Source organism: Siminovitchia sp. FSL W7-1587 (assembly GCF_037963795.1).
In the GTDB taxonomy this organism is placed as follows: Bacteria; Bacillota; Bacilli; order Bacillales; family Bacillaceae_C; genus Siminovitchia; species Siminovitchia thermophila.
Genome location: NZ_CP150169.1, coordinates 3,811,816 through 3,832,984, shown reverse-complemented (window position 1 = coordinate 3,832,984; position 21,169 = coordinate 3,811,816). Strand labels below are relative to the sequence as shown.

18 protein-coding genes and 1 pseudogene are annotated in these 21,169 nt (G+C 39.6%); 12 read left to right on the top strand and 7 right to left on the bottom strand.

Annotated features, from left to right (window positions below):
- Nucleotides 1-107: 107 nt before the first annotated feature.
- The 3 genes from NST31_RS18075 to NST31_RS18065 form a co-directional block, all read right to left on the bottom strand.
- Nucleotides 108-1,700 (bottom strand): sodium:solute symporter family protein, encoded by a 1,593-nt coding sequence (locus NST31_RS18075; RefSeq protein ID WP_205178450.1) that lies wholly within the window; start codon nucleotides 1,698-1,700, stop codon nucleotides 108-110.
- Between the two features lie 4 nt (nucleotides 1,701-1,704).
- Nucleotides 1,705-1,851, bottom strand: a complete 147-nt coding sequence (locus NST31_RS18070; protein WP_205178452.1) for a hypothetical protein — start codon at nucleotides 1,849-1,851, stop codon at nucleotides 1,705-1,707.
- 1,220 nt (nucleotides 1,852-3,071) lie between these two features.
- Entirely contained in the window at nucleotides 3,072-3,614 is a 543-nt protein-coding gene (locus NST31_RS18065) for a hypothetical protein (RefSeq protein WP_339162429.1), read from the bottom strand.
- 117 nt (nucleotides 3,615-3,731) lie between these two features.
- Here NST31_RS18065 and NST31_RS18060 point away from each other — a divergent pair, with 117 nt between their 5' ends.
- Nucleotides 3,732-4,325: a TetR/AcrR family transcriptional regulator gene (locus NST31_RS18060; RefSeq protein ID WP_205178456.1), complete on the top strand. Its 594-nt coding sequence runs from the start codon at nucleotides 3,732-3,734 to the stop codon at nucleotides 4,323-4,325.
- A gap of 574 nt (nucleotides 4,326-4,899) precedes the next feature.
- Here NST31_RS18060 and NST31_RS18055 read toward each other — a convergent pair.
- The 3 genes from NST31_RS18055 to NST31_RS18045 all read right to left on the bottom strand — a co-directional run bounded on the left by NST31_RS18055 (nucleotide 4,900) and on the right by NST31_RS18045 (nucleotide 10,111).
- Complete coding sequence (locus NST31_RS18055) at nucleotides 4,900-7,980, bottom strand: efflux RND transporter permease subunit (protein ID WP_339162425.1); 3,081 nt, start codon at nucleotides 7,978-7,980, stop codon at nucleotides 4,900-4,902.
- A 104-nt stretch (nucleotides 7,981-8,084) separates the two neighbouring features.
- The gene (locus tag NST31_RS18050) at nucleotides 8,085-9,440 is read right to left on the bottom strand and encodes a HAMP domain-containing sensor histidine kinase (protein ID WP_205178460.1); all 1,356 of its coding nucleotides are present in this window, start codon (nucleotides 9,438-9,440) and stop codon (nucleotides 8,085-8,087) included.
- Nucleotides 9,437-10,111 (bottom strand): response regulator transcription factor, encoded by a 675-nt coding sequence (locus NST31_RS18045; RefSeq protein ID WP_205178469.1) that lies wholly within the window; start codon nucleotides 10,109-10,111, stop codon nucleotides 9,437-9,439. Before NST31_RS18045 ends, NST31_RS18050 begins: the two co-directional genes overlap by 4 nt.
- Before the next feature lie 498 nt (nucleotides 10,112-10,609).
- Here NST31_RS18045 and NST31_RS18040 point away from each other — a divergent pair, with 498 nt between their 5' ends.
- Nucleotides 10,610-11,461, top strand: a complete 852-nt coding sequence (locus NST31_RS18040) for a cation diffusion facilitator family transporter (RefSeq protein WP_339165614.1) — start codon at nucleotides 10,610-10,612, stop codon at nucleotides 11,459-11,461.
- Between the two features lie 338 nt (nucleotides 11,462-11,799).
- Here the strand turns inward: NST31_RS18040 and NST31_RS18035 are convergent, their stop codons facing one another.
- Nucleotides 11,800-12,186, bottom strand: a complete 387-nt coding sequence (locus NST31_RS18035) for a metalloregulator ArsR/SmtB family transcription factor (RefSeq protein WP_205178471.1) — start codon at nucleotides 12,184-12,186, stop codon at nucleotides 11,800-11,802.
- 159 nt (nucleotides 12,187-12,345) lie between these two features.
- Between NST31_RS18035 and NST31_RS18030 the strand changes: the two genes are divergently transcribed.
- From NST31_RS18030 to NST31_RS17985, 10 genes and pseudogenes are all read left to right on the top strand, one after another.
- A complete protein-coding gene (locus NST31_RS18030; RefSeq protein WP_339165613.1) occupies nucleotides 12,346-13,386 on the top strand; it encodes an NAD(P)-binding domain-containing protein in 1,041 nt (346 codons plus the stop codon).
- 29 nt (nucleotides 13,387-13,415) lie between these two features.
- Nucleotides 13,416-14,090, top strand: a complete 675-nt coding sequence (locus tag NST31_RS18025; RefSeq protein WP_339162423.1) for a DsbA family protein — start codon at nucleotides 13,416-13,418, stop codon at nucleotides 14,088-14,090.
- Entirely contained in the window at nucleotides 14,083-14,529 is a 447-nt protein-coding gene (locus tag NST31_RS18020) for a disulfide oxidoreductase (RefSeq protein WP_077110208.1), read from the top strand. Before NST31_RS18025 ends, NST31_RS18020 begins: the two co-directional genes overlap by 8 nt.
- 699 nt (nucleotides 14,530-15,228) lie before the next feature.
- Entirely contained in the window at nucleotides 15,229-16,608 is a 1,380-nt protein-coding gene (locus NST31_RS18015; RefSeq protein WP_339162421.1) for an ATP-binding protein, read from the top strand.
- Nucleotides 16,608-17,285, top strand: coding sequence for a response regulator transcription factor (locus NST31_RS18010; protein WP_205178477.1), 678 nt, complete (start codon nucleotides 16,608-16,610; stop codon nucleotides 17,283-17,285). The genes NST31_RS18015 and NST31_RS18010 overlap by 1 nt, the downstream gene beginning before the upstream one ends.
- Nucleotides 17,286-17,307: 22 nt before the next feature.
- Nucleotides 17,308-17,622 (top strand): hypothetical protein, encoded by a 315-nt coding sequence (locus NST31_RS18005; protein WP_339162417.1) that lies wholly within the window; start codon nucleotides 17,308-17,310, stop codon nucleotides 17,620-17,622.
- Nucleotides 17,623-17,634: 12 nt separating this feature from the next.
- A pseudogene (locus tag NST31_RS18000) lies at nucleotides 17,635-18,216 on the top strand (hypothetical protein); the annotation flags it as partial.
- 176 nt (nucleotides 18,217-18,392) lie between these two features.
- Entirely contained in the window at nucleotides 18,393-18,515 is a 123-nt protein-coding gene (locus NST31_RS17995) for a hypothetical protein (protein ID WP_268920943.1), read from the top strand.
- A gap of 17 nt (nucleotides 18,516-18,532) precedes the next feature.
- Nucleotides 18,533-19,978, top strand: coding sequence for a multicopper oxidase domain-containing protein (locus tag NST31_RS17990; protein WP_339162414.1), 1,446 nt, complete (start codon nucleotides 18,533-18,535; stop codon nucleotides 19,976-19,978).
- A 53-nt stretch (nucleotides 19,979-20,031) separates the two neighbouring features.
- Nucleotides 20,032-20,946 (top strand): endonuclease, encoded by a 915-nt coding sequence (locus tag NST31_RS17985; RefSeq protein ID WP_236016942.1) that lies wholly within the window; start codon nucleotides 20,032-20,034, stop codon nucleotides 20,944-20,946.
- Nucleotides 20,947-21,169 lie beyond the last annotated feature (223 nt).

The window sequence follows — 21,169 nt, the reverse complement described above, 5'->3', positions numbered from 1 at the left end:
CTATAAAAGAAGAATTTTTTTTAAATGGGCAACGCATACAAAATTCAAAAAGACTTCTATATAAGAAGTCCGCAAATTAAGAGTGGGAAAACGCCCCCCTCATCCGATTAAAACCCCATTTTCACAATGAAATAACCCCAAATAACGATCGACATAATGAGAAATGCAATGGCATAAATCATTGTCGTTTTATACTCTCTTTTTAGTTCGACAATTCCATTTTCCTTCTTTAAAATAGTTGCAATCGTAGAGGTGGAAAGTTTCACCGTTTTCATTTTTTGATAAAATGTGATTTCATGCTCATTAGGCTTCGTCATAAAACCTATTACGAAAAGAGCAATAATAGACAAAATCATCGAGATATAAAAATGGTCAAAGTTTGGTGACAAGTGAATGATTCCACTTTTATTCAATTCTCCTAAAACAATGAAACTAATTACGCCAACTGTCATGCTAGCAATGGCGGCTTTACTATTCATTCTTTTCCATTCAAAGCTGGCAATAATCGTCGGCATCCAAGATACGGCAAAAATGGAACCAGCGTATATGGAGATCCAGAAAATCGTTGATGGTTGCATGATTGCAACGATACAAACGAGAACAGCAATGAAAACTTGTGCGACCCGTCCCAAAATCAGTCCTTTCCTCTCATCCATTTGTATATGCAAAATATTCTCAAATAAATCTTTAGCAAGCGCAAAGCCTGTTAAGACAAACAGTGTCGAAGCCGTTGACATAATCGAAGCCATTAAACCCGCCAATCCTACACCTGCCAATGATGGTGGAGTATAGTCCATTAATCCAACGATAAACATCCGATCAGCCGGATCAATTCCTGGCTGTAGCACTTGCATCGCTGCCGCGGCTAAAAAGATAAAAAGCTGCATGAACGGGGCGCAAAAAATACCAATGACAGCTGTTTTCAAAATAACGAAATCATTTTTTGCCGGAAAAACACGTGACACCAATGCAGGCGTACAACTAAAAAATAGTATCCACATGATGAATTGAGAAATAACCCAACCGATTGGCCTTTCCGCCGCACCTGTCATTCCCCAGTAATTGGGAATGACTTCTCCCAAATTTTTAATTTGATCTAAACCTGCTTGTCCGATGATAAGTGGAGCGATGATCAAAGAAATCGCAAGCATCGTGAAAAACATAAGCGTATCAGTCACCACCACACCAAACATGCCGCCTAACGCACTAAAAACTAAGAGAGCCCCAGTAAATAGTAAAATCAACAGCGGGAATGGAATGTCCAATATTTCAGCTAAAACAACTCCAGCCCCGATTAATTGGACGACTCCGTACCCTAATAATGCAACAATCATAATACATACGGCAATAACGGTTACCCATTTGTTATTAAATCTTTTTTCGAAAAACTCCGGTATTGTTTGACAATTCAATGATTTCATTTTTCTGCCGACATATATGACAGCAATAAGCGTCCCAAGCCAAGCGCCAAACGAGCCAAATGCCGCATGTGGAACGGGCCCTTCATTATAGATCATCCCCCCAATTCCAAGCAATGTGACAGCGCTTAAATAAGTAGCAGCTAAAGTGCCTACGATCAAAACAGTAGAACCTTTTTCTCCCATGACATAAAAGTCATCTTTACTTTTCACATACCTTGTAACGATAACACCGGCAATGATATAAACAATAATGACAGCAAAAAACACAATCTTCTCCATGGCATTAATCCCCTTCTTTACTTCTCATATCGGCTTCTAATTTTTTAATCGTTGGCAAGTATTCTTTTTTTAAAATCCATATGACGACCGCCGAAGAGATGAGAGTTGTAACGATTGCATTTACAAATAAAATGAGTACACCAGTGTTCATTTTACTAACCTCCTATTATACAAGTGAGATAGGCATGTGCTGTGAACAGGTTAACACTGTCCAACAGCGGTTTTACGTAGCAAATAGCGACACCTCTTTTTGATCATTTCACGTCAATCTACTATCAAAACGAGTTCATCCCTATCAAGTGTTTTTATATTTACACCACTCTAGTAAAAATATGTTTTCGTCACGATTTTACACTTTCTAAATTTACCCATTCATTCGGCGCATGAAGATTCCCTCCTGTCAGGCCCGTAACAATCGTTCCGGTAAAAGAACAAAATGAAAACGATTTACTTTTAATGTATTGGCGGGCTTTTCTTAACGCTTTAAACATTTCTTGTTCTGGATCAATGCAAAATCCTTAGCATGTGAATCCATAGAACGTAACATCTGGTGGCGAATCTTTTAACCATTCCGCCAGCTGTAAGAAAACGCTTTCAAATAAAAGTTATAGCGCCCTTCCTGAACAGGCGGTTTCACGCAAAAAAACAGTGAAAACTTTATCTGGAATATTCTCCACCACCTTGTTGACACATAGGCAATGTCCTTTTCCAGAAGTTTTCATTCCAAGTCCAACAGGCAAACGATTTGGTTCATGCTATAATATTAAATATAAGGATACCTCCCATCAATTATGGTTGTGAATTCATTTTATCAGACGGTATCCTTTTTTACTTTCTAAATAAACAAAGAGTCTGAGACCCAACTAAATCAACTGATAAAAAAACGAACAATAAAGTGAAACTTCATTCAGTAGGCGTTTTCTTCCATCTCCTGCGGAATGTTAGTTGAACCAATCGGGCATTTAGGTGCCGTTTTCTCCCGCTTGAACCTTTTGTATTCACCCAAGATTTTGAAGTGGGAGTCTTTTTTACGGCACCTTACATGCGGGATAAATTATCCCAGTGTATGATATGCAGCTTTTAGCGTAGACAAAATAGGTAGAATAGCTCGAGCTGAAGATCCCGCAGGAAAGCGACCTTTGCTGTCCGAGGAAGCTGAAGAGACCTGCGGAAAGCGATGATAGGGGTCTTTTTACACAAATAATCCGAACAATTATAAATGAATTGTTCGGCTTTTGCTATTTTGATGTATCGGCATCAGTCCATCTCGCCGCCCTGCTCCATGCAACATATTCCACAAACATTGGAGTAGAACTTCCCAAGAAACCTTTACAGATAAGAGTGCTACTTATAGATAGGTAAAACGATCAACTATGATGCTCTTCTTTCTCGCGGCCAAATAAAATAAGAGATAGAAATAACAAAATCAATCAGGAGAATGGCTGCCCACACTTTTAATGTACTGAAAAATACGGAAGTGCGTGCTGGATCATCAACTAAGTAAATTAAGGAGATTAAAAAACCTGTTCCAATTACATAAGCGAACAAATGCTGAAAAGAGCCTTTTAAAGAGTGGCGAGCGTAGGCAAAGCCAGTCTTTCTCTCTGGCTTTTCCCCCTGTTTTTTCACGTAATATAAGAACCTTTCATCAGCCCACCTAATCATACTTTTTCCAAATGCAACTGAAACGCCTAAATAAATAGCAGCAATTGCATGAGCTCGTGTGGCCGTACCCCCATTTAATAGATCAAAAGCAGTCACGATTAAGAGAAACAAATCGATGACAGGTGTTAAAGCTAAAAAGAAAAAACCCATTTTTTTACGGTTGAATACATAACGAAACACGAGCCCGAGCAAAATGACAACCCAAAAACTAACTTCGGCTAAAATAATTGCCCAAACAATCACACTCATCCGATCACCCCTAATTAGCACAGTTGTATTATTTAAAATCAGTATACACCAATGTTTTTTTCAATACAATTGTGTTATTTAATTGTCCAACATATCTTTGTATGTTAAAATCCACATATGCCAAAAATTGTGGATCATGAAAAAAGACGTAAACGGATTGCAGAGGCGATGTGGAAAGTTATTTTGAAAAAGGGGATGGAAGGAGCGACAGTACGAAATATTGCCCAAGAGGCGGGACTATCATTAGGTGCGTTGCGCCATTATTTTCCCAATCAAGATGAATTGATTGTGTATGCGATGGATCTCGTACAAGAAAAAGTTACAAAGCGCATTCGGACTAAGTCGGAAGGTGATTTCTCGCCAAAAGAGATGGTGATGAATGTTTTATTAGACATAGTTCCCATCAATGAAGAACAGCTCATAGAAACGGAAGTCTGGTTTGCTTTTATGGCACATGTAAAACATCGGAAAGATGAGCTGCCAATACCTGAAGATGGGGTCTTTACAGTCGTGCAACAAACCATTCATTTCCTTGATACACATGGCTTGTTAAAGCCTGGCTTGGACATTGATATGGAAATTGAAAGGCTATATGCGCTCGTTGATGGGATAGCGATCCACGCTTTGTTAGACCCTAACCGCTTAAGTAAGAAAAGAGTCATTAAAACAATCGAATACCACCTTGATTCCATCTGTGTTGACCCGCTGTAAAATCACACCTTTTAAAATTTTATAATTTTGACATGGCACACCTACAGAGAATATATCGTAATTTGGACAGTCATTACTTAGTAGGATTTGCTCAAAAGTCGCGAGTATTTCGTTAAAGTGGATAGTAGTACCCTCGAGTGGAGAGTATTTCAATAAGGTGAAAAGTATTGACTCACAAATGGTGGGTATTACGAAAATGTGAAGAGTAGTAGCGCGCGAACAGCGAGAATTACGAAAAAGGAGAAAGTACTACCCTCTAGCAGAGGGTGCTTCCATAAATGTGAAGAGATTAATCCACGGATGTGAGTATTACAAAAAATGTGAAAGCCCTCAAACAGCGAGTATTACGAAAAAATACCCTCAAGTGGTGGTATTGGTTACGAGCTGCGAATAATGTTGAAAAAAGCGGATAGTAATTGTTCAGGAATTAAGGAAATCACCGACTCACCTAAAAAAGGCTGTCGAGCAAAAACTCGACAGCCTGGCTGGACTGACTTCCTTACGGAAAGGCGTGATGTTCTGATCACTTCCCGCTTAAAAAGAGCAGCGAATACCTTTTGTAAAAAAATCCATCTTACATACTTTCCGTTATTTTGTCTTCTAGCCCAGTATCCTCCTCAAATTTCCCTTTGTTTCTGCGGAATCTTTCAACCGCTCGATATAGCGCAGGGATTATGACCAATGTGAGCAATGTCGACGTCGTCAAGCCGCCTATAACAGTGATTGCCAATCCTTTTGAAATCAAGGCGGCAGAAACTGACTCCACATCGGCTGATATCGCTAGCGGTATTAACGCGCAAATGGTTGCAACGGCAGTCATGACGATCGGTCTTAAGCGAATTTTTCCTGCTTCCACGATGGCTTCTTCTACTTCCATTCCGCGTTTACGGTTATTTTCAACCCGGTCCAGAAGTACAACCGCATTCGTCACAACGATTCCGATTAGCATTAACAACCCGATTAATGAACTCAAAGACAGCGGTTGGCCGGCGATGAGCAAAAATCCGAATGAGCCGATTGGCACGAACAAAATGGAAGTCAAGATGACCATTGGTGTCAACAAGCCATTAAAGGTCATACATAAGATTAAAAATACCAGGACGATCGCAGTGACCATCGATACACCCATATCGGTATATTGCTTCGTGATTTCTTCATTAGCCCCGCCTGTTTTTAAGCTTACTCCTTCAGGCAGTTTCAATGCATCGACATCTTTTTGTACTTTGTTTGACTCCGCTAAAATGCTATTCCCTTTTATTTCCGCGGTTACTTTTGCCAACGTTTTGCCGTTCTCCCGGTTAATCTCAACAGGTGTCTTCATTTCAACGACTTCTGCCACGTCTTTCAGCGGCTTTACACCACTTGGAGTTGGAACTTGTAAATCTTCCAATCCCGATTTGCTCGTTATTTTTTTATTGTAATTGATCGTAATATTGATTTTCTCATCTTTTATTTTGTAATCCATTAATTCAACAGCATTTAACTGTTCATTGATCAATCCCATTAATTGGTTGGAATCAATGTTTAACTCTGTTCCCTGCTCATTTAAAGAGATTGACCATTTTTCCCGAGCTTCATTCATTTCATTTTTTACATTTTTTAATTGATCGTTTTGTTGCAATAAGTTTTCCACTTGTTTTGAAGCCTTCTCCAACGTTTGGAGATCATCACCATATAATTCAATGGCCACAATATTCCCCGAAGGCCCTTGTGCTTGTGATAACTCTTCAACCTTTATGTCTGCCTCTGGAACATCCTCTTTGACAAGCTTGGATAGATCCTTTTTTAATGAATTGATTTCTTCGTCGGCTGTATAGCCTTTTTTCAATTTCACGATAAAGCCGGCTTCATTGTCTTTTTGCTGGAATGAGATCGGATCAGCCGGTTTACCAACTTCAGCACTGCTATAATCAATTTCCTTCTTTTCACCTAAATAGTTTTCCACTTTTTTGGCGATTTTGTCTGTTTCTTCCAGCTCTGTCCCTGCGGGCAGCGTCATACTAATGTTTAATGATGTGCTACTTCCCGCGGGAATGAGCGAAAATCCCATGAGTGGCACTAATGACACTGAACCGACAAGCAATAGGATCGAAAGAATGATCACCACGCCTTTTCTTCTGATCGCAAGACGAAGAAGTTTTTCATATCCTAACACCATTCTGCCTTCTTTTTCTTTCGACTTCACTTTTTTGAAAAAGGCGTTCCCTAACACGGGTATAAGCATAATCGCCACAAATAGTGAAGTTAAGATGGAAATCGCAACGGCTAGAGCAAACGGACGGAACTGCTCCCCAATCATCCCATCTACAAAGGCAACCGGTAAAAAGACAATACAAGTGATAAAAGTGGATGAGGCAACGGCAGTCATGACTTCTTTCGTTGCTTTGAAGGCAATCTCTTTCCTGCTCATTGTGCTGCCTTTTTCCTGCAGCCAACGGTACATATTTTCTATGACGACAATACTATCATCGACAATTCGTCCGATTGCGACTGCAAGCCCCCCCAAGGTCATAACATTCAACGTATAGCCAATATAATCCAGTGCCATGATCGTAACAAGAATGGATACTGGTAAGGAAATGATTGAAATAATCGTCGCGCGGAAGCTTCGTAAAAATAAGGCGATGACGATGATCGTAAATAATGCTCCAAACAGTCCTTCTTTTACCAATTTGGAGATGGACGTATCAATTTCCTTGCCATAATTCAGAATAGGATACTTTTCGTACTTCGCTTCTTTCTGATATTCATCAAAAATACTTTCAACTTTGTCTGTTACAGCAACCGTGTTGGCGTCTTTCTCTTTTGTAATACTGAAAACAAATGCCGGCTCTCCGTTGTAACGAGAAATTTCTTGCTCTTTTTCCGTTTGTTTAATAGTGGCAATATCAGATAATTTTACACTTGCTGCCGCATCTGGTTGTTGGCTGGTAATGATCAGTTTGTTCAAATCTTCAACGGATTGAATGGTACCTTTTATATCAACGGGTATTGTTTTCCCATCATTTTCAACCGTTCCAACTGTCACATCGGCATTTTTACTTTGCAGCGCCTCCTGGACAGCTTGTAAGCTGATTCCTTTTTCCAACGCTTTGTCCTGCTGTAATTCTATTTGCCAACTATTTTCTCTGAGTCCGGTAACCTCTACACCTGCTACCCCTTTCACTTTTTTGAGCTCGGGCATAATGGTGTCAGTTATTTTTTTCTGAAGTTTATCGCGGTCTTCTCCTGTTATTGCAACTTGATAAACACTATTTAACAAGTGATCTATCGTTAAAACTTGTCTATCGGCATTTTCAGGCAATGAAACACTGTTCACAATCGCTTCGAGTTTACTGTTTACCCTGTCAAGATCAGTCCCGAAGGGATATTGAACTTCAAGCGTGACCATATTACTTGTAGTTGAAGCAATGACATTTTCCGCTTCATTTGCCGCCAATATTTTTTCTTCCAGTGGCACAGTAATATTTTTCTGGGTTTCTTCAGCAGACTGTCCGGGAACTGCTATTTGAATAAATAAAGTGGGAAAGGAGAGATCTGGCATGATCGCCTTTTGAATTTTCGTTGTTGAAAATAATCCTCCTCCCAAAACGAGGATACAAAGAAAAAATACAGCTATCCCATTTTTTAGACTCCATTGTGTGATTCTCGACACTTTTCTACCCCCTATAATGACTTCAAACAAACGATAACAATGCAATATGAACTGTATATGAACAAAAGTGGCCGCAAAATGAAATTTGCGGCCACATCTGCATTTTATCTTTTCGGTTTGTTTTTTAAGGGGAGTGTAATGATGAATTTGGTTCCTTCTCCAAGCTTGCTTCTTACGTAAATATTACCATGATGTAATTCCAAGATTTTTTTTACAATGGCAAGCCCGATCCCGCTGCCATTTTTCTTTGACCGGGACTGTTCTGCTTTGTAAAATCGCTCAAAAATATTTCTCAAATGTTCCTCGGCTATACCGATTCCGGTGTCTTCAATTTCAACGATGGCCATACGAGTCTTTTTCGTTAATCGAATCCCGATGGTACCTCCGTCCTTATTATATTTAATGCTGTTATATATGATATTTTGCCAAACTTGGTGCAGTAAATCCTTGTCTGCTACAATATACGTTTTTGGCAAATCTACAGTAAATTGTATGTCTTTTTTCGACCACTCCGGTTGTAACTTTAAAATAATCGCTCTGATTTGTTCATCAACGGAAAAAACTTTCGGTTCAAATGTGTGTTGGTCCGATTCCAAAGATGCCAGTTGAAGCAAGTGGCCACTTAAGCGGGAGAGCCGTTCACTTTCCGATTCGATAATCTGTAGAAATTCCAGACGCTCCGCACTAGGCAAGTCTTTCTCCCGCAACGCTCTGGAGAATCCGCGAATCGAAGTAAGGGGAGATTGAATTTCATGGGAAACATCTGAAATAAAGTTTCTCCGCATTTGTTCGAGTTTCTTTAAATCTTCCGCCATGATGTCAAAATTTCTTGCCAACACACCGATTTCATCTTTTCGTTTCCAATTGAGATGAATGTCAAAATTCCCCTTGGACAATTCTTGCGTTACTTGAGTCATTTTTGTTAATGGCTTGACGATAAAGCGGGAGACAATCAAAATTAAAATACTGCCAGAAATCAATATGCTTAAAAAGCCCAAAATAATTACTTGATAAGCATCCTTGTTGAGATCGCTATCACTGACATAAACAAATAATGCATATTGTTTGTCATCTTTTTGAAATGGAAGGCCGACGATTGGATTATTCGGGTCACTCCCTTCTTCCCGATAGACACCTCCTTTTAAAACTTGTTGAATCCTCTCTTCTGAAATTGATCTTTTGACTGTTCCAAAAACCTCCGGCGCTCCTTCCGAATCATATATAGTGAAATCGATAAGCATAGGCTTCAACAATTCATTTGCCACATTCTTCAATTCTGACATATCATCAAATTCTCTAAATAACGTAATAATGCCTTTTCCTTGTTTAATAAACATCTCTTCTTGCTCACTCCCAAGGATTTCCCGATATAATAGAGTAAGCGTGAAAAAGCCGATGACAAGACTAATCATAACTGTAATGATATAGACGATTACAATCCGGGTATATAATGTCTTCATTTTTTCACTTCCAATTGATAGCCTAAACCGCGGACTGTCAAGATTTGGAACTGGTTCGTCCATTTTTCAAACCGTTGACGGATACGTTTGATATGAACATCCACCGTCCTTTCATCGCCTTCGTAGTCAATTCCCCAAATTTGTTCGATTAACTGGCTTCTCGTAAAGATGTTTCCTGGATAACTGGCCAATTTAAAAAAGAGCTGAAACTCTTTAGGCGGCAACATAATGATTTGACCATCTATTTCCACCGTTTGTTTTTGTTCATCCAATTTCAAATGGCCGATCGTAATGATCGAAGAATAGGCTATCCGGTAGCGGCGCAGTAGCGCTTTTACGCGTAATACTAGTTCAACAGGGTCAAACGGCTTCACGATATAATCATCCGTTCCACTTTGAAAACCATTCACCTTATCGTTAGACTCCCCTTTCGCAGTGACCATTAATATCGGCACAGTCGAAAATCGGCGGATTTCCTGACATACGTCAAAACCATCCACCTTTGGCATCATAATATCAAGAATCACTAAATCAATTTGATTGTTCTCTATGACATCCAAAGCTTCTTCACCGTCAAAGGCTTGTAAAATCTGAAATCCTTCGGGCTCAAGGTAGACTTTCATGAGCCGCTGAATATGAGGGTCATCTTCTGCTACTAATATCCGAATCACTTTCCATCATCCTTAAATTGGTATTCTCGTTTTCTGATTCCACCCACATATTATACTATTTTTATAGCAGATACTTATACACAAATGGGATTGTTTTTTCTGGTATAACAGTCATGTTCTAATCGCATAAACCGTAAATGCGGCGTCATCAATCACAATGAAGGATGCGAGAAGAGGCCTTAATGGTTAATGTCTAAGCATATTCCAACATACAATAGTGGTCTTACCATTTTATACATGACCATCGCTTTGAAAAATCAAAGTTTTTGCATAAAGAGATGTGTTATGTGTAATCAATCGACAGTGACTTGCATTTTTGTAACAATCCTTTACAAACAGATATATAATGGACTGCATAATAGCTGTAATGAAGGGTAATATATAAATTTAGAAGGAGGTAAAAAATTGCAACACTCTCAGAATGCTCGTGAAAGCGGCAATCAGAAAAGCAGAGATGGTCAAGTCCAGCATCAACATAGCCCTAGCAATAAAAAAGCTTTGGGATGGACGTTTTGGATCATTACTACCTATATGATTATCGAGGTAATAGGTGGAATTTATACAAACAGTCTTGCTTTGTTATCGGATGCGGGGCATATGCTCAGCGATGCAGTGGCACTTGGTTTAAGTTATCTTGCTATAAAGTTTGGAGAGAAGCAAGCTACTTTGACGAAAACATTTGGGTACAAGAGATTTGAGATTTTGGCGGCATTCTTAAATGGTCTTACATTAGTTGTCATCTCTATTTACATATTTTATGAGGCTTTTCAGCGGTTTTCGAATCCTCCTGAAGTGATGAGCTCAGGAATGCTCATGATCGCAACGATCGGATTAATTGTAAACATCATAGCTGCCCTCATTCTTATGAAGAGTGACAGAAAAGAGAACTTAAATGTTCGGAGTGCTTTTCTGCATGTCTTGGGTGATTTGTTGGGTTCAGTAGGCGCAATTGTCGCGGCGCTGCTCATGATATTTTTTGGATGGGGCCTTGCCGATCCGATTGCAAGCCTCCTGGTGGCCATCTTGATTATTATTAGTGGATGGCGTGTTACAAAAGATTCTTATCATATTTTAATGGAAGGGACCCCAACTAATATAGATGTTCTTGAACTTAAAAAGGCATTGCTCGAAGTAAATCAAGTGGAAGAAGTACATGATTTGCATGTGTGGTCGATTACATCTGGTTATCCGGCATTAAGCTGCCACTTAATTGTGGAATCACAAGCCGATCACGATCAAGTTTTAATGGAGGCGAAGCGGATTCTCCAACATGACTTTCATATCAAACATTCAACCATCCAGGTAAATAAAAAAGGCTCCCGTTCCATGGAAGATTACCACTATCATTAATAAAATTCTATAAAGAGCCTTTTCTATGCATTTGTTAAAAGGCTCTTTATGATGGACTGGGCGCAATTTCTAGAGCGATTCGTTCGACAGATGTTACCTTGGATTAGTATGCCACTAGTATCTAGGTTCCTCATTTTTAGAACGATTCGTTCACCAGATGTTACGCCCCTGATTGTGTAAACGGCGTAGCCCAAGTATCAACGAATCTTGCATAACACTGGCAAGTGCACTTTTTTTCTCAATCTCATATGCTCGCGTTACAGTCGAGCTATGGATTTGTGATAGGAATTATGAGTATGATGTTTCTAGAGATGAGGATTGTAACCTATACAAAAAGTCTACCTATCTTCCGTATGATGGATAAGAGCTATTTTCACAATCTGATGGACATGCTCATCCAGCAAAGAATAAAAAACCAATTTTCCTTCTTTGCGATATTTGGCAAGTCCCATATTTCGAAGGTAGCGCAAATGGTGTGAGGCTGTTGCAGTCGTTGAGCCAATAATTTCGGCTACATCACAAACACATAGTTCATCTTCGAGGGTCAGAGCATATGCCACTTTTAAACGTGTCGCATCAGCTAAAGCCTTGAAAAGCAATTCAACTCCATTCACTTCATTTATCCTCTGTTGCACCCGAGTTACCACATCTTGATGATAACATCTAGTTTCACACGTATCAGGCACATTTTTTATTGTTTTTTCAATCACTGAATCCCCCTCCATTCGATTATAGTGTAAGTTTCCTTCAAATAATTTTCAATTATAATATTCAAATGAGTATTTTAATGAGGTGCGCACACTGTTACAATTAACCCAAACTATGAAATTTGATGGATTAGATGTTTTATTTCCATCAATCATTGGAAAGGGCGGTTAATGAAAATATATCAAACTATTATAATAGGAGCTGGACAGGCTGGGCTGGTAATGGGCTATTATCTCAAACAGTTAGATCAATCTTTTCTGATTATAGACAAGTCTGAAGCAATAGGATCATCATGGAAGTCAAGATATGATTCCTTAATACTGTTCACACCAAGACAATACAGTTCCTTACCTGGTTTAAAGCTGGCAGGAAATCCACATGATTATCCAACAAAAGATGAAATAGCGGGCTATTTAATCACTTACCGTGAAACATTTCAGCTTCCAGTGCAAACCGGCATAGAGGTATCCCGCATTTGGAAGGAAAACAACCACTTTTTGATAGAAACAAACAAGCAGATTTACGAAGCTGAAAATGTGGTGGTCGCGACTGGTCCTTTTCAGAAGCCGCATATACCTGCTTTTACAAAAAACTTGTCAACTGATATATTACAATTACATTCTTCCGAATACAAAAACCCTGCCAACCTTAGAAAAGGCAATGTGTTAGTTGTAGGCGGCGGCAGCAGCGGCGGCCAAATTGCCGTCGAATTATCCGAAGAACGGGAAACCTATTTATCCATTGGCCATAAGTTGCAATTTTTACCTAATCAAATAGGCAATAAAAGCATATTTTGGTGGTTCGACATGCTTGGAATCACGAAAGCAGCCCCTGATTCATGGCTGGGAAGAAAGGTGCGAGCCAAGGGGGACCCTATTTTTGGATATGAATTAAAGAAGGCCATCGAAATGGGAAAAGTGATCCTAAAAAGCAGGGCTATTTCCGGAGAAGGGACAACTGTACAGTTTCAAGACAAGTCCATTTTACATGTGCAAAACATCATTTGGGCAACCGGATTTCAATCGGATTATAGCTGGATCAACATCAAAGGGATTCTTGATCAGCAAGGTATGCCCCTGCAAACAAAAGGAGAAACAAACATACCTGGTCTATACTTTTTAGGGCTTCCCTGGCAAACTTGTCGTGGTTCAGCACTCTTGCTGGGTGTTGGCAAGGATGCGCAGTATATAGCCGAACTCATTGACAAAAGAGATTAAAACAATATCGAATGGAGTGAAAAATTTTTATGAACAGCAAGAAATTGGTCTTATTCACTTTAGGCTTTATCGCATTGCTGGCGGCAATCGTTTTTCTGGTAAACCAACAAGATAAAGATACGCAAAGCAATAAAAAAGCGGAGCACCCCCCTATTGAACAGCAGCCCACTATGGGGGAAACGGATGCGCCTGTTTCAATTGTAGAATTCGGCGATTATAAATGTCCTTCTTGTAAAGCTTGGGGAGAAACAGTATTCCCACAATTAGAGAAAGAGTTTATTAAAAAAGGTAAAGCTAGCTTCTCCTATATCAATGTTTTATTTCACGGAGAAGAATCTACATTGGCTGCATTGGCTTCCGAGTCGGTATATAAACAAGATCCCGATTCATTTTGGGCCTTTCACAATGCTGTTTTTGCTCAACAGCCTGAAACACAACAGCATGATAATCAATGGGTAACACCTGAAAAATTAGTTGAAATCGCCAAAGAAACCGCTCCTGAAATTGATCTCAAGCAGCTAGAGGAAGATATCAATACGGAGGGCACGAAAGAAGAAGTGAAAAAGGATGATGATTTAGTAAAAGAATTTAACGTTGAATTGACACCGACAATCATCATAAATGGTGTTATGGTGGAGGACCCATTTGACTATGAGGCAATTGTATCCTTAATAGAAAAGGAACTGGAAAAGAAGAATGAGTAAATCTAATCCATCTGACGCTCATTCAAAAGGCTATATTCTTTACGCAGCCTGGGTGGTCTCTGTTGTTGCAACTTTAGGGAGCCTGTACTTCAGTGAAATAAAAGAATTCATACCATGTGAGTTATGCTGGATTCAGCGAATTTTCATGTATCCTTTGGCCATTATTCTTGGAATTGCGGCATTTGACAATGATAAAAAGTTGAAAAAGTATGTATTGCCGCTCTCCATCACTGGGGGCTTCATTTCCTTATATCATTACATGGTTCAAAAAGTCCCTGGATTTGCCAGCATTAAGCCCTGTGTACAAGGTGTGCCTTGTAATATGCAGTATATTAACTGGTTTGGTTTTGTGACGATTCCATTTTTGGCTTTGACCGCTTTTACAATCATCACCATTTTAATGATCGTATTGTATAAGCCATTTGGAAAAAATAAATAAAAGGTGCTTGGTTACGATTTAAAAAAGCCATTAAACAAACACTTGTCTCCCTCTCTCCTTGTTTAAAATACATGAAACAAGAGCAGCTCTACCCGGATTCTTCCGGGTAGCATTGATATATTGTTCACAATATTAAACTGACATCAAATACTCAGAAGGCATAAGGAATCCGAAAACGATTCCTTATGTTACTTATACTTCTGCTTTCAGCTTGAAATCACAGTCCCTCCAAATAAACCAGTCTCGTAATAGTGAGTGTATTGAAAGGGCTCATTTGGAGACTTTTGCTATTTTAGCCATCCATATTTTTACCTCTTCCCACTCATTCCTTTATATGATACATAATGCTTTGAGAATATGAATGCCTTTGTCAATGGCCTGACTCCTGTTCTTAAGATGAAGAACCCACATGATCGACATATTCTTCAGTTTTTCTAACATCCCTTATGGGGATGTCCTTTAACATGATAAACATATGAGTTTTATCCTTCGCCCGTTACCGGTATTTGTGATTATGATTCAATATCGCTATCCTATAATCATGTTAGCGCGATATTTAACGAAAAATTAAAATCACACCTCCCTTTTCCAAACTTTGAAATGCCCTAGACCATTGTTATCTCGTATGTCAATGATTGAATCGTCTTTGTTTCTGCATAAAATCTCGATATCTTATTTGTAAAATGTCCAGTAGGTGGTGTGAATTTGAAGAAAATATCAATCAAAATCGGCCTTCTCTTTTTTTGTTTGATCTTTACAATGGAAGTCTGCTTGTTTTTTCTGTTGCATCAAAAAATTGCCCACTCAAGAATTGAAGAAGAGCTTTCTGCACTTGTAAACCGGGGCAACAATCATCGTGACGTGTTGGAAACATACTACAATGAAGAAACAATCCACCACATCGCTTTAATGGAAGTAAAATCGGTTACCGAGGTTGTGATCACCGATGAACAAGGGAAAATAATCATTTCCTCCACGGATATCACGAATCAAATCCGTCAGTTAATCAAAGCAGAAAAAAAGGATATCCCCAGAAGTGGACAAATCATTGAAAATGACTGGAAGTCCAAGCCCTATATTGCCACAGTCACCCCATTTGAAACGGGGATAAAAACTGGTTATGTATACATGTTCCAAGATACAAGCCAAGTAAAACAATTAATGAAACAACTTAATAAACATTTTCTCATTGCGGGAATCGCCACCGCCATTGTGACAGCCATTATCATCCTGATTCTCTCGCGTTTTATTGCAAAACCGCTCATAAAAATGAAGGAAGCGACTAAAAAGTTAAGCCGGGGAAATTTTTCCATTCAGTTAGATAATAAAAGCAATGATGAACTGGGAGAACTTGCGGGATCCATTCAACGGCTTGCTGATGAACTGAATCATCTTAAAACAGAACGGAATGAGTTTTTGTCTAGCATTTCCCATGAACTGAGAACACCCTTAACTTATATGAAAGGATACGCAGATGTCGCCAAAAGAGATAACTTGAGCAAACAGGACAGGGAGCATTACCTGAACATCATAATGGACGAAACAGAAAAGCTAACAACCCTTGTAACTGAATTAATAGAGTTGGCTCAACTGGATAACAACGCTTTTACAATTCATAAGGAATGGTTCCCAGTCAGCGAAGCTTTGAAAAAAATAACGAAAAAAATACTGCCCTCTTTCCATGAAGCTGACATTACATTAGTGGTCATTTGTCCCGAAAATATTCAAATCTATGCAGACCCCGTCCGCTTCGAGCAAATCTTAACCAACTTGTTGGATAATGCGAGAAAATATTCTCCCAACGGAACGATTACAACCTTGGAAGTTGTACACGAAAACGGGGATGTAAAGATTGCTATCCGTGATGAGGGAAAAGGCATCCCGAAAAAAGATATACCCTTTATTTTTGAACGGTTTTACAGAGTCGATAAATCACGCTCCAGGGACTTAGGAGGGACAGGCCTTGGATTGGCTATTGTGAAAGAGTTGATTTATGCCCATCATTGGGAGATTGAAGTTGCCAGTGAAGTGAATAAAGGTACCACTATTACGATAATAGCAAGAGGTGAGTCATCATAGTGCGAAAAATTTTAATTGTAGATGATGAAGAACGGATGAGAAAATTAATCACATTATATTTATCTCCGGCCGGGTTTGAGTGTATTCCAGCATCCTCTGGCACCGAGGCGTTAGCCTATTTATCGAAAAAGTCATGCGAACTGGTCATCCTTGACGTCATGATGCCTGACATGGACGGCTGGGAAACTTGTCAGAAAATCAGGGAGTTCTCCGACGTTCCCATCATTATGCTGACAGCCAGAACGGACAAAACCGATGTAGTAAAAGGGTTAAGTGTGGGAGCGGATGATTATATAACAAAGCCCTTTGATTCAGGTGAACTCCTTGCCCGAATAGAAGCCATTTTTAGACGAACAAAACATAAAGAAGATACAACCATCCGTTTTAATGGCCTTATTTGGAATCCGGACTCTTACTCCATCAATTATAAGGATAAGCCCATCCAAGTCACACCAAAAGAGTTTTCCCTTATTGGTTTATTACTTAAATATCCAAACCGCGTATTTACAAGGGAACAGCTTCTCACCATCATTTGGGGCCTGGAAGCGGGAACGGAAGACAGGACAATTGACTCCCATATACGTAACATCCGGGATAAATTAAGAAATGCCGGTTTTCCTATTGATAACCACCTTACCACCGTTTGGGGGGTGGGCTATAAATGGGAAAATGACTGACTGTACACCAGGAGGAAAAACAATGAAGTTAACAAAACTCACCGTGCTTGCAATCTCCTCATTCATTATTATGACGGGTTGCTCACAAACTGAAAAAAAATTTACCTATGAAAAAACAGATAAAAAAATAGACCATGTTCACGGCGCTGGCTTTTTGGAAAATGATCTTTATGTTGCCACCCATGAAGGAATTATAAAGCATGATGGGCAAAACTGGTATACAACGACTGGAAATAATCATGATTATATGGGATTCACCATGACAAAAGATGCTTTTTACTCAAGTGGCCATCCGGCAGAAGGGTCGAACTTAAAAGATCCGCTCGGGTTAATTTAAAGTACCGATAAAGGAAAAACACTTGACCGGCTTGCCCTCTATGGCGAATCAGACTTTCACTACTTGACAGCCGGTTATGACTCCGACACGATCTATGTCATTAATCAGGAGTCCAACTCGGAGCTTAAAACGGGCATGTATTACACAAGGGATGAAGGAAAAACGTGGGAATCCAGCAAATTTTCCGGGATAGAGTCCGATTCGATTGGCAGTATTTCTGCCCACCCGAAAAAGAAAGAAATGATTGCCGTTTCTACGAGAGATGGTCTGTATCTATCTAAGGATAACGGAAACAACTTTGAACTGATGACAGATACCTTTATGGTCCCGGCGGTATTTTTGCTTAAAGATGCCATGATTTACTCAACTATAGAGGATAAAGGCATTCATCTGTATCATCAAAATATCAATGAAAAAGAGGCCGCTGAAATACAAATTCCCAAGATTTCCGATAAGAACCCGATCATGTTTATAGCAGCAAGTCATGAAAAACCTGAGCAAATGGCGATCATAACATACGCAAACGATATTTATATCACGAACGATTCCGGTAATAATTGGAAACAAGTCGCCAAAGAAGGAAAACTTGAATAACAGAGGGAACATCCCCCTACGGGGGATTTTTTATTGGCTGGTTCATCCCAGAAAAAACAACTATATCGTCATTCACATTTCTTTTCATCTTTCTGCACACTTTCTCCACACGCAGGTGGGATAATAATTGTAAGGAAAGATCATGAAAACCAAAAGGATGAATGGAGTGTTGAGTGATGATGCATGGATATGGTTACGGAGGAATGATGGGCGGATTTGGCGTGTTAGGGTATATCATCCATTTACTCCTCACTGGAATCGTCGTTTACATCGCGGTCAAGCTTGCCATGAAAAAATAATGACGAAAGGTGAGAATATGAAAAGCTCTAAAAAAAAGCTATTAATCGGATTCGGAATCGTCTTTTTCGCCATATTGTCAGGTTGCTCTTTCAATCAAGCTCCTGATCAGGATAAGGTAAGCTCCCCGCCGCCTGAACAAAAAGGAAAGAACGCACTCCCCATTCCCCCCCTGCTTGAGGATAAGAATCCGGCAGACGATGTCGCGGAGTTTTATTTAAAAGCGCAAAAATCAACAAAATCATTTTTGGATGGGGTCGAAACCGAATCATACGGATATAATGGGGATTATTTGGGACCGGTCATTCAGGTACAAAAAGGGGAACAGGTGAAAGTCCATATTAAAAACGAATTGGGCGATGAAGAAACGACCGTTCATTGGCATGGTTTGGAAGTCCCGGGAAGTGCTGATGGAGGCCCGCATAACGCCATAAAGCCAAACGAAATATTTAGCCCTTCCTTTACCATTACCCAGCCAGCGGCAACATTATGGTATCACCCCCACCCGCTCCATAAAACAGGAGAACAAGTGTACAAGGGATTGGCTGGTTTATTTTATATTGAAGATGAGGTATCTAATCGGCTGAATATCCCCAAGTCGTATGGAGAAAATGATTTTCCTATTGTCATTCAAGATCGAAATTTACGGGAAGATGGCCAATTATCCTATGACCTGAATATGATGTCTTTAATGCATGGGATGCACGGCGACACGCCTCTCGTTAATGGTGTCTTCGATCCCTATCTTGAAGTTCCCCAAGGGAAGGTCCGTCTGAGACTTCTGAATGGGTCCAATGCCCGGATCTTTCAACTGAAACTAAGTAAAGATAACCATTTTTGGCAAATTGCCAGTGACGGCGGTTTTCTTGAAAAACCGGTTAAAATGGATCAAATCGTGTTAGGGCCAGCTGAAAGAGCAGAAATGATTGTTGATTTTTCACAATATAAACAAGGTGATAAAGTTCAACTTTTTGATCAGGATGTACGCCTCATGAATTTTATTATAGGAACTCCGGAAAAAGAGAAATTCGAAATCCCTGACCAACTGACAACAATCGAAAAAATCAATCCTCCTTCAGGAACTGTCACAAGAACATTTGCTTTTCAAGGCATGGGTAATTCAGTTAACATCAATGGCAAACAAATGGACATGAATCGCATTGATGAAGAAGTCCAGCTCAATGCTACCGAAATATGGGAAATTACAAATATTGATAACGGGATGATGGGTGGAATGGGAATGCCTCATCCTTTCCATCCACACGGGGTACAGTTCCAGATCCTTGAAAGAAATGGGAAAGAGCCGCCTGAAAATGAACAGGGGTGGAAAGATACGATCCTCCTCATGCCTGGCGATAAAGTAAAAACAATTGCCACGTTTAAAAAAGATGGGGTGTTTATGTATCATTGTCATATTCTCGAACATGAAGATGCCGGAATGATGGGCCAGTTTGAGGTCAATTAGCGAGACCGCCTGAAAAAGTCTGAAGGTTGGTGGTGTTATTGGGGAACAATCATATGATTCAATGCGAGTTAGATGAGCTTAAAGGCATGGGGCAATGCGATTCGGATGTACTGGTAGCCGAATTAACAAAAAATCAACAAAAAATTCAAGCAAGCTATGAACTGTACTATCATAAGAAACAAGATGAATCATGGATCGAGCATTATTATTGCAGCATTTCTTTTAAAAATGCAACACCGATCCACTTACTAAAAGAATTACAAAGACTCGTAGCCAGTACACATAAATACAAACACCCGTATGGTATAAGCAAAGATCAATACTTGTATACATGGGTTGATCTTCAACCAAACGGCCAACTAAAAAATATTTATTCCGGAGTCCAAAAAAGTCCCAAAACAGCCATAGAAGAAGACTTTGAAACAATTCAACAACGATTTACACAGTATCGGCATCTCATCACGGCTCAAAGGTACTCCGACATGGAAATTGACAGGCACATCCGAATCATCTCTCGCCAATATAAATTTAATGCCGAACATGTTGTACCCCAATCTTGGTTTAAAGCCAAAGAACCCATGAAAGGAGACTTGCATCATCTATTTGCCTGTGAGCCTGAATGCAATAGCATCCGTTCCAACTTTCCATATTATGAATTTGATGCAAACACAAAGCAGGCAAGCTTACGTAACCAATGCGGTTTATATGAAAATGGCCGATTTGAACCCGAGTACGGAAAAGGGGCGGTTGCCCGAGCCACTCTTTATTTTCTATTGCGTTACCCGACCAACATTTTAAAAAAATATAAAAAAGCGATTTGTCTTCCGTTATTGATCAAATGGCATGAGACATTCCCTGTAAACGATTATGAAAGACATAGAAATAAAGCCATCTTTGAAATTCAAGGGAATCGGAATCCTTTTATCGACTTTCCTGACTTGGCAAACCGGCTGGCGCCAAACCTTTAGCTTTTGGAATTACTATGTTGATAAGGAGCTGGGACACAACTAAATCAGCTGATTAAAAACGAACAATACAGTGAAACTTCATTCAAGGAATGCTTTTCTCCTTGAATGTTAGTTGAACCAATCGGGCATGTAGGTGCCGTTTTCTCCCACTTGAACCTTTTGTAGTCACACAAGATTTTAAAGTGGTGTATATGGCACCTTACATGCGGGATAAATTGGCCTA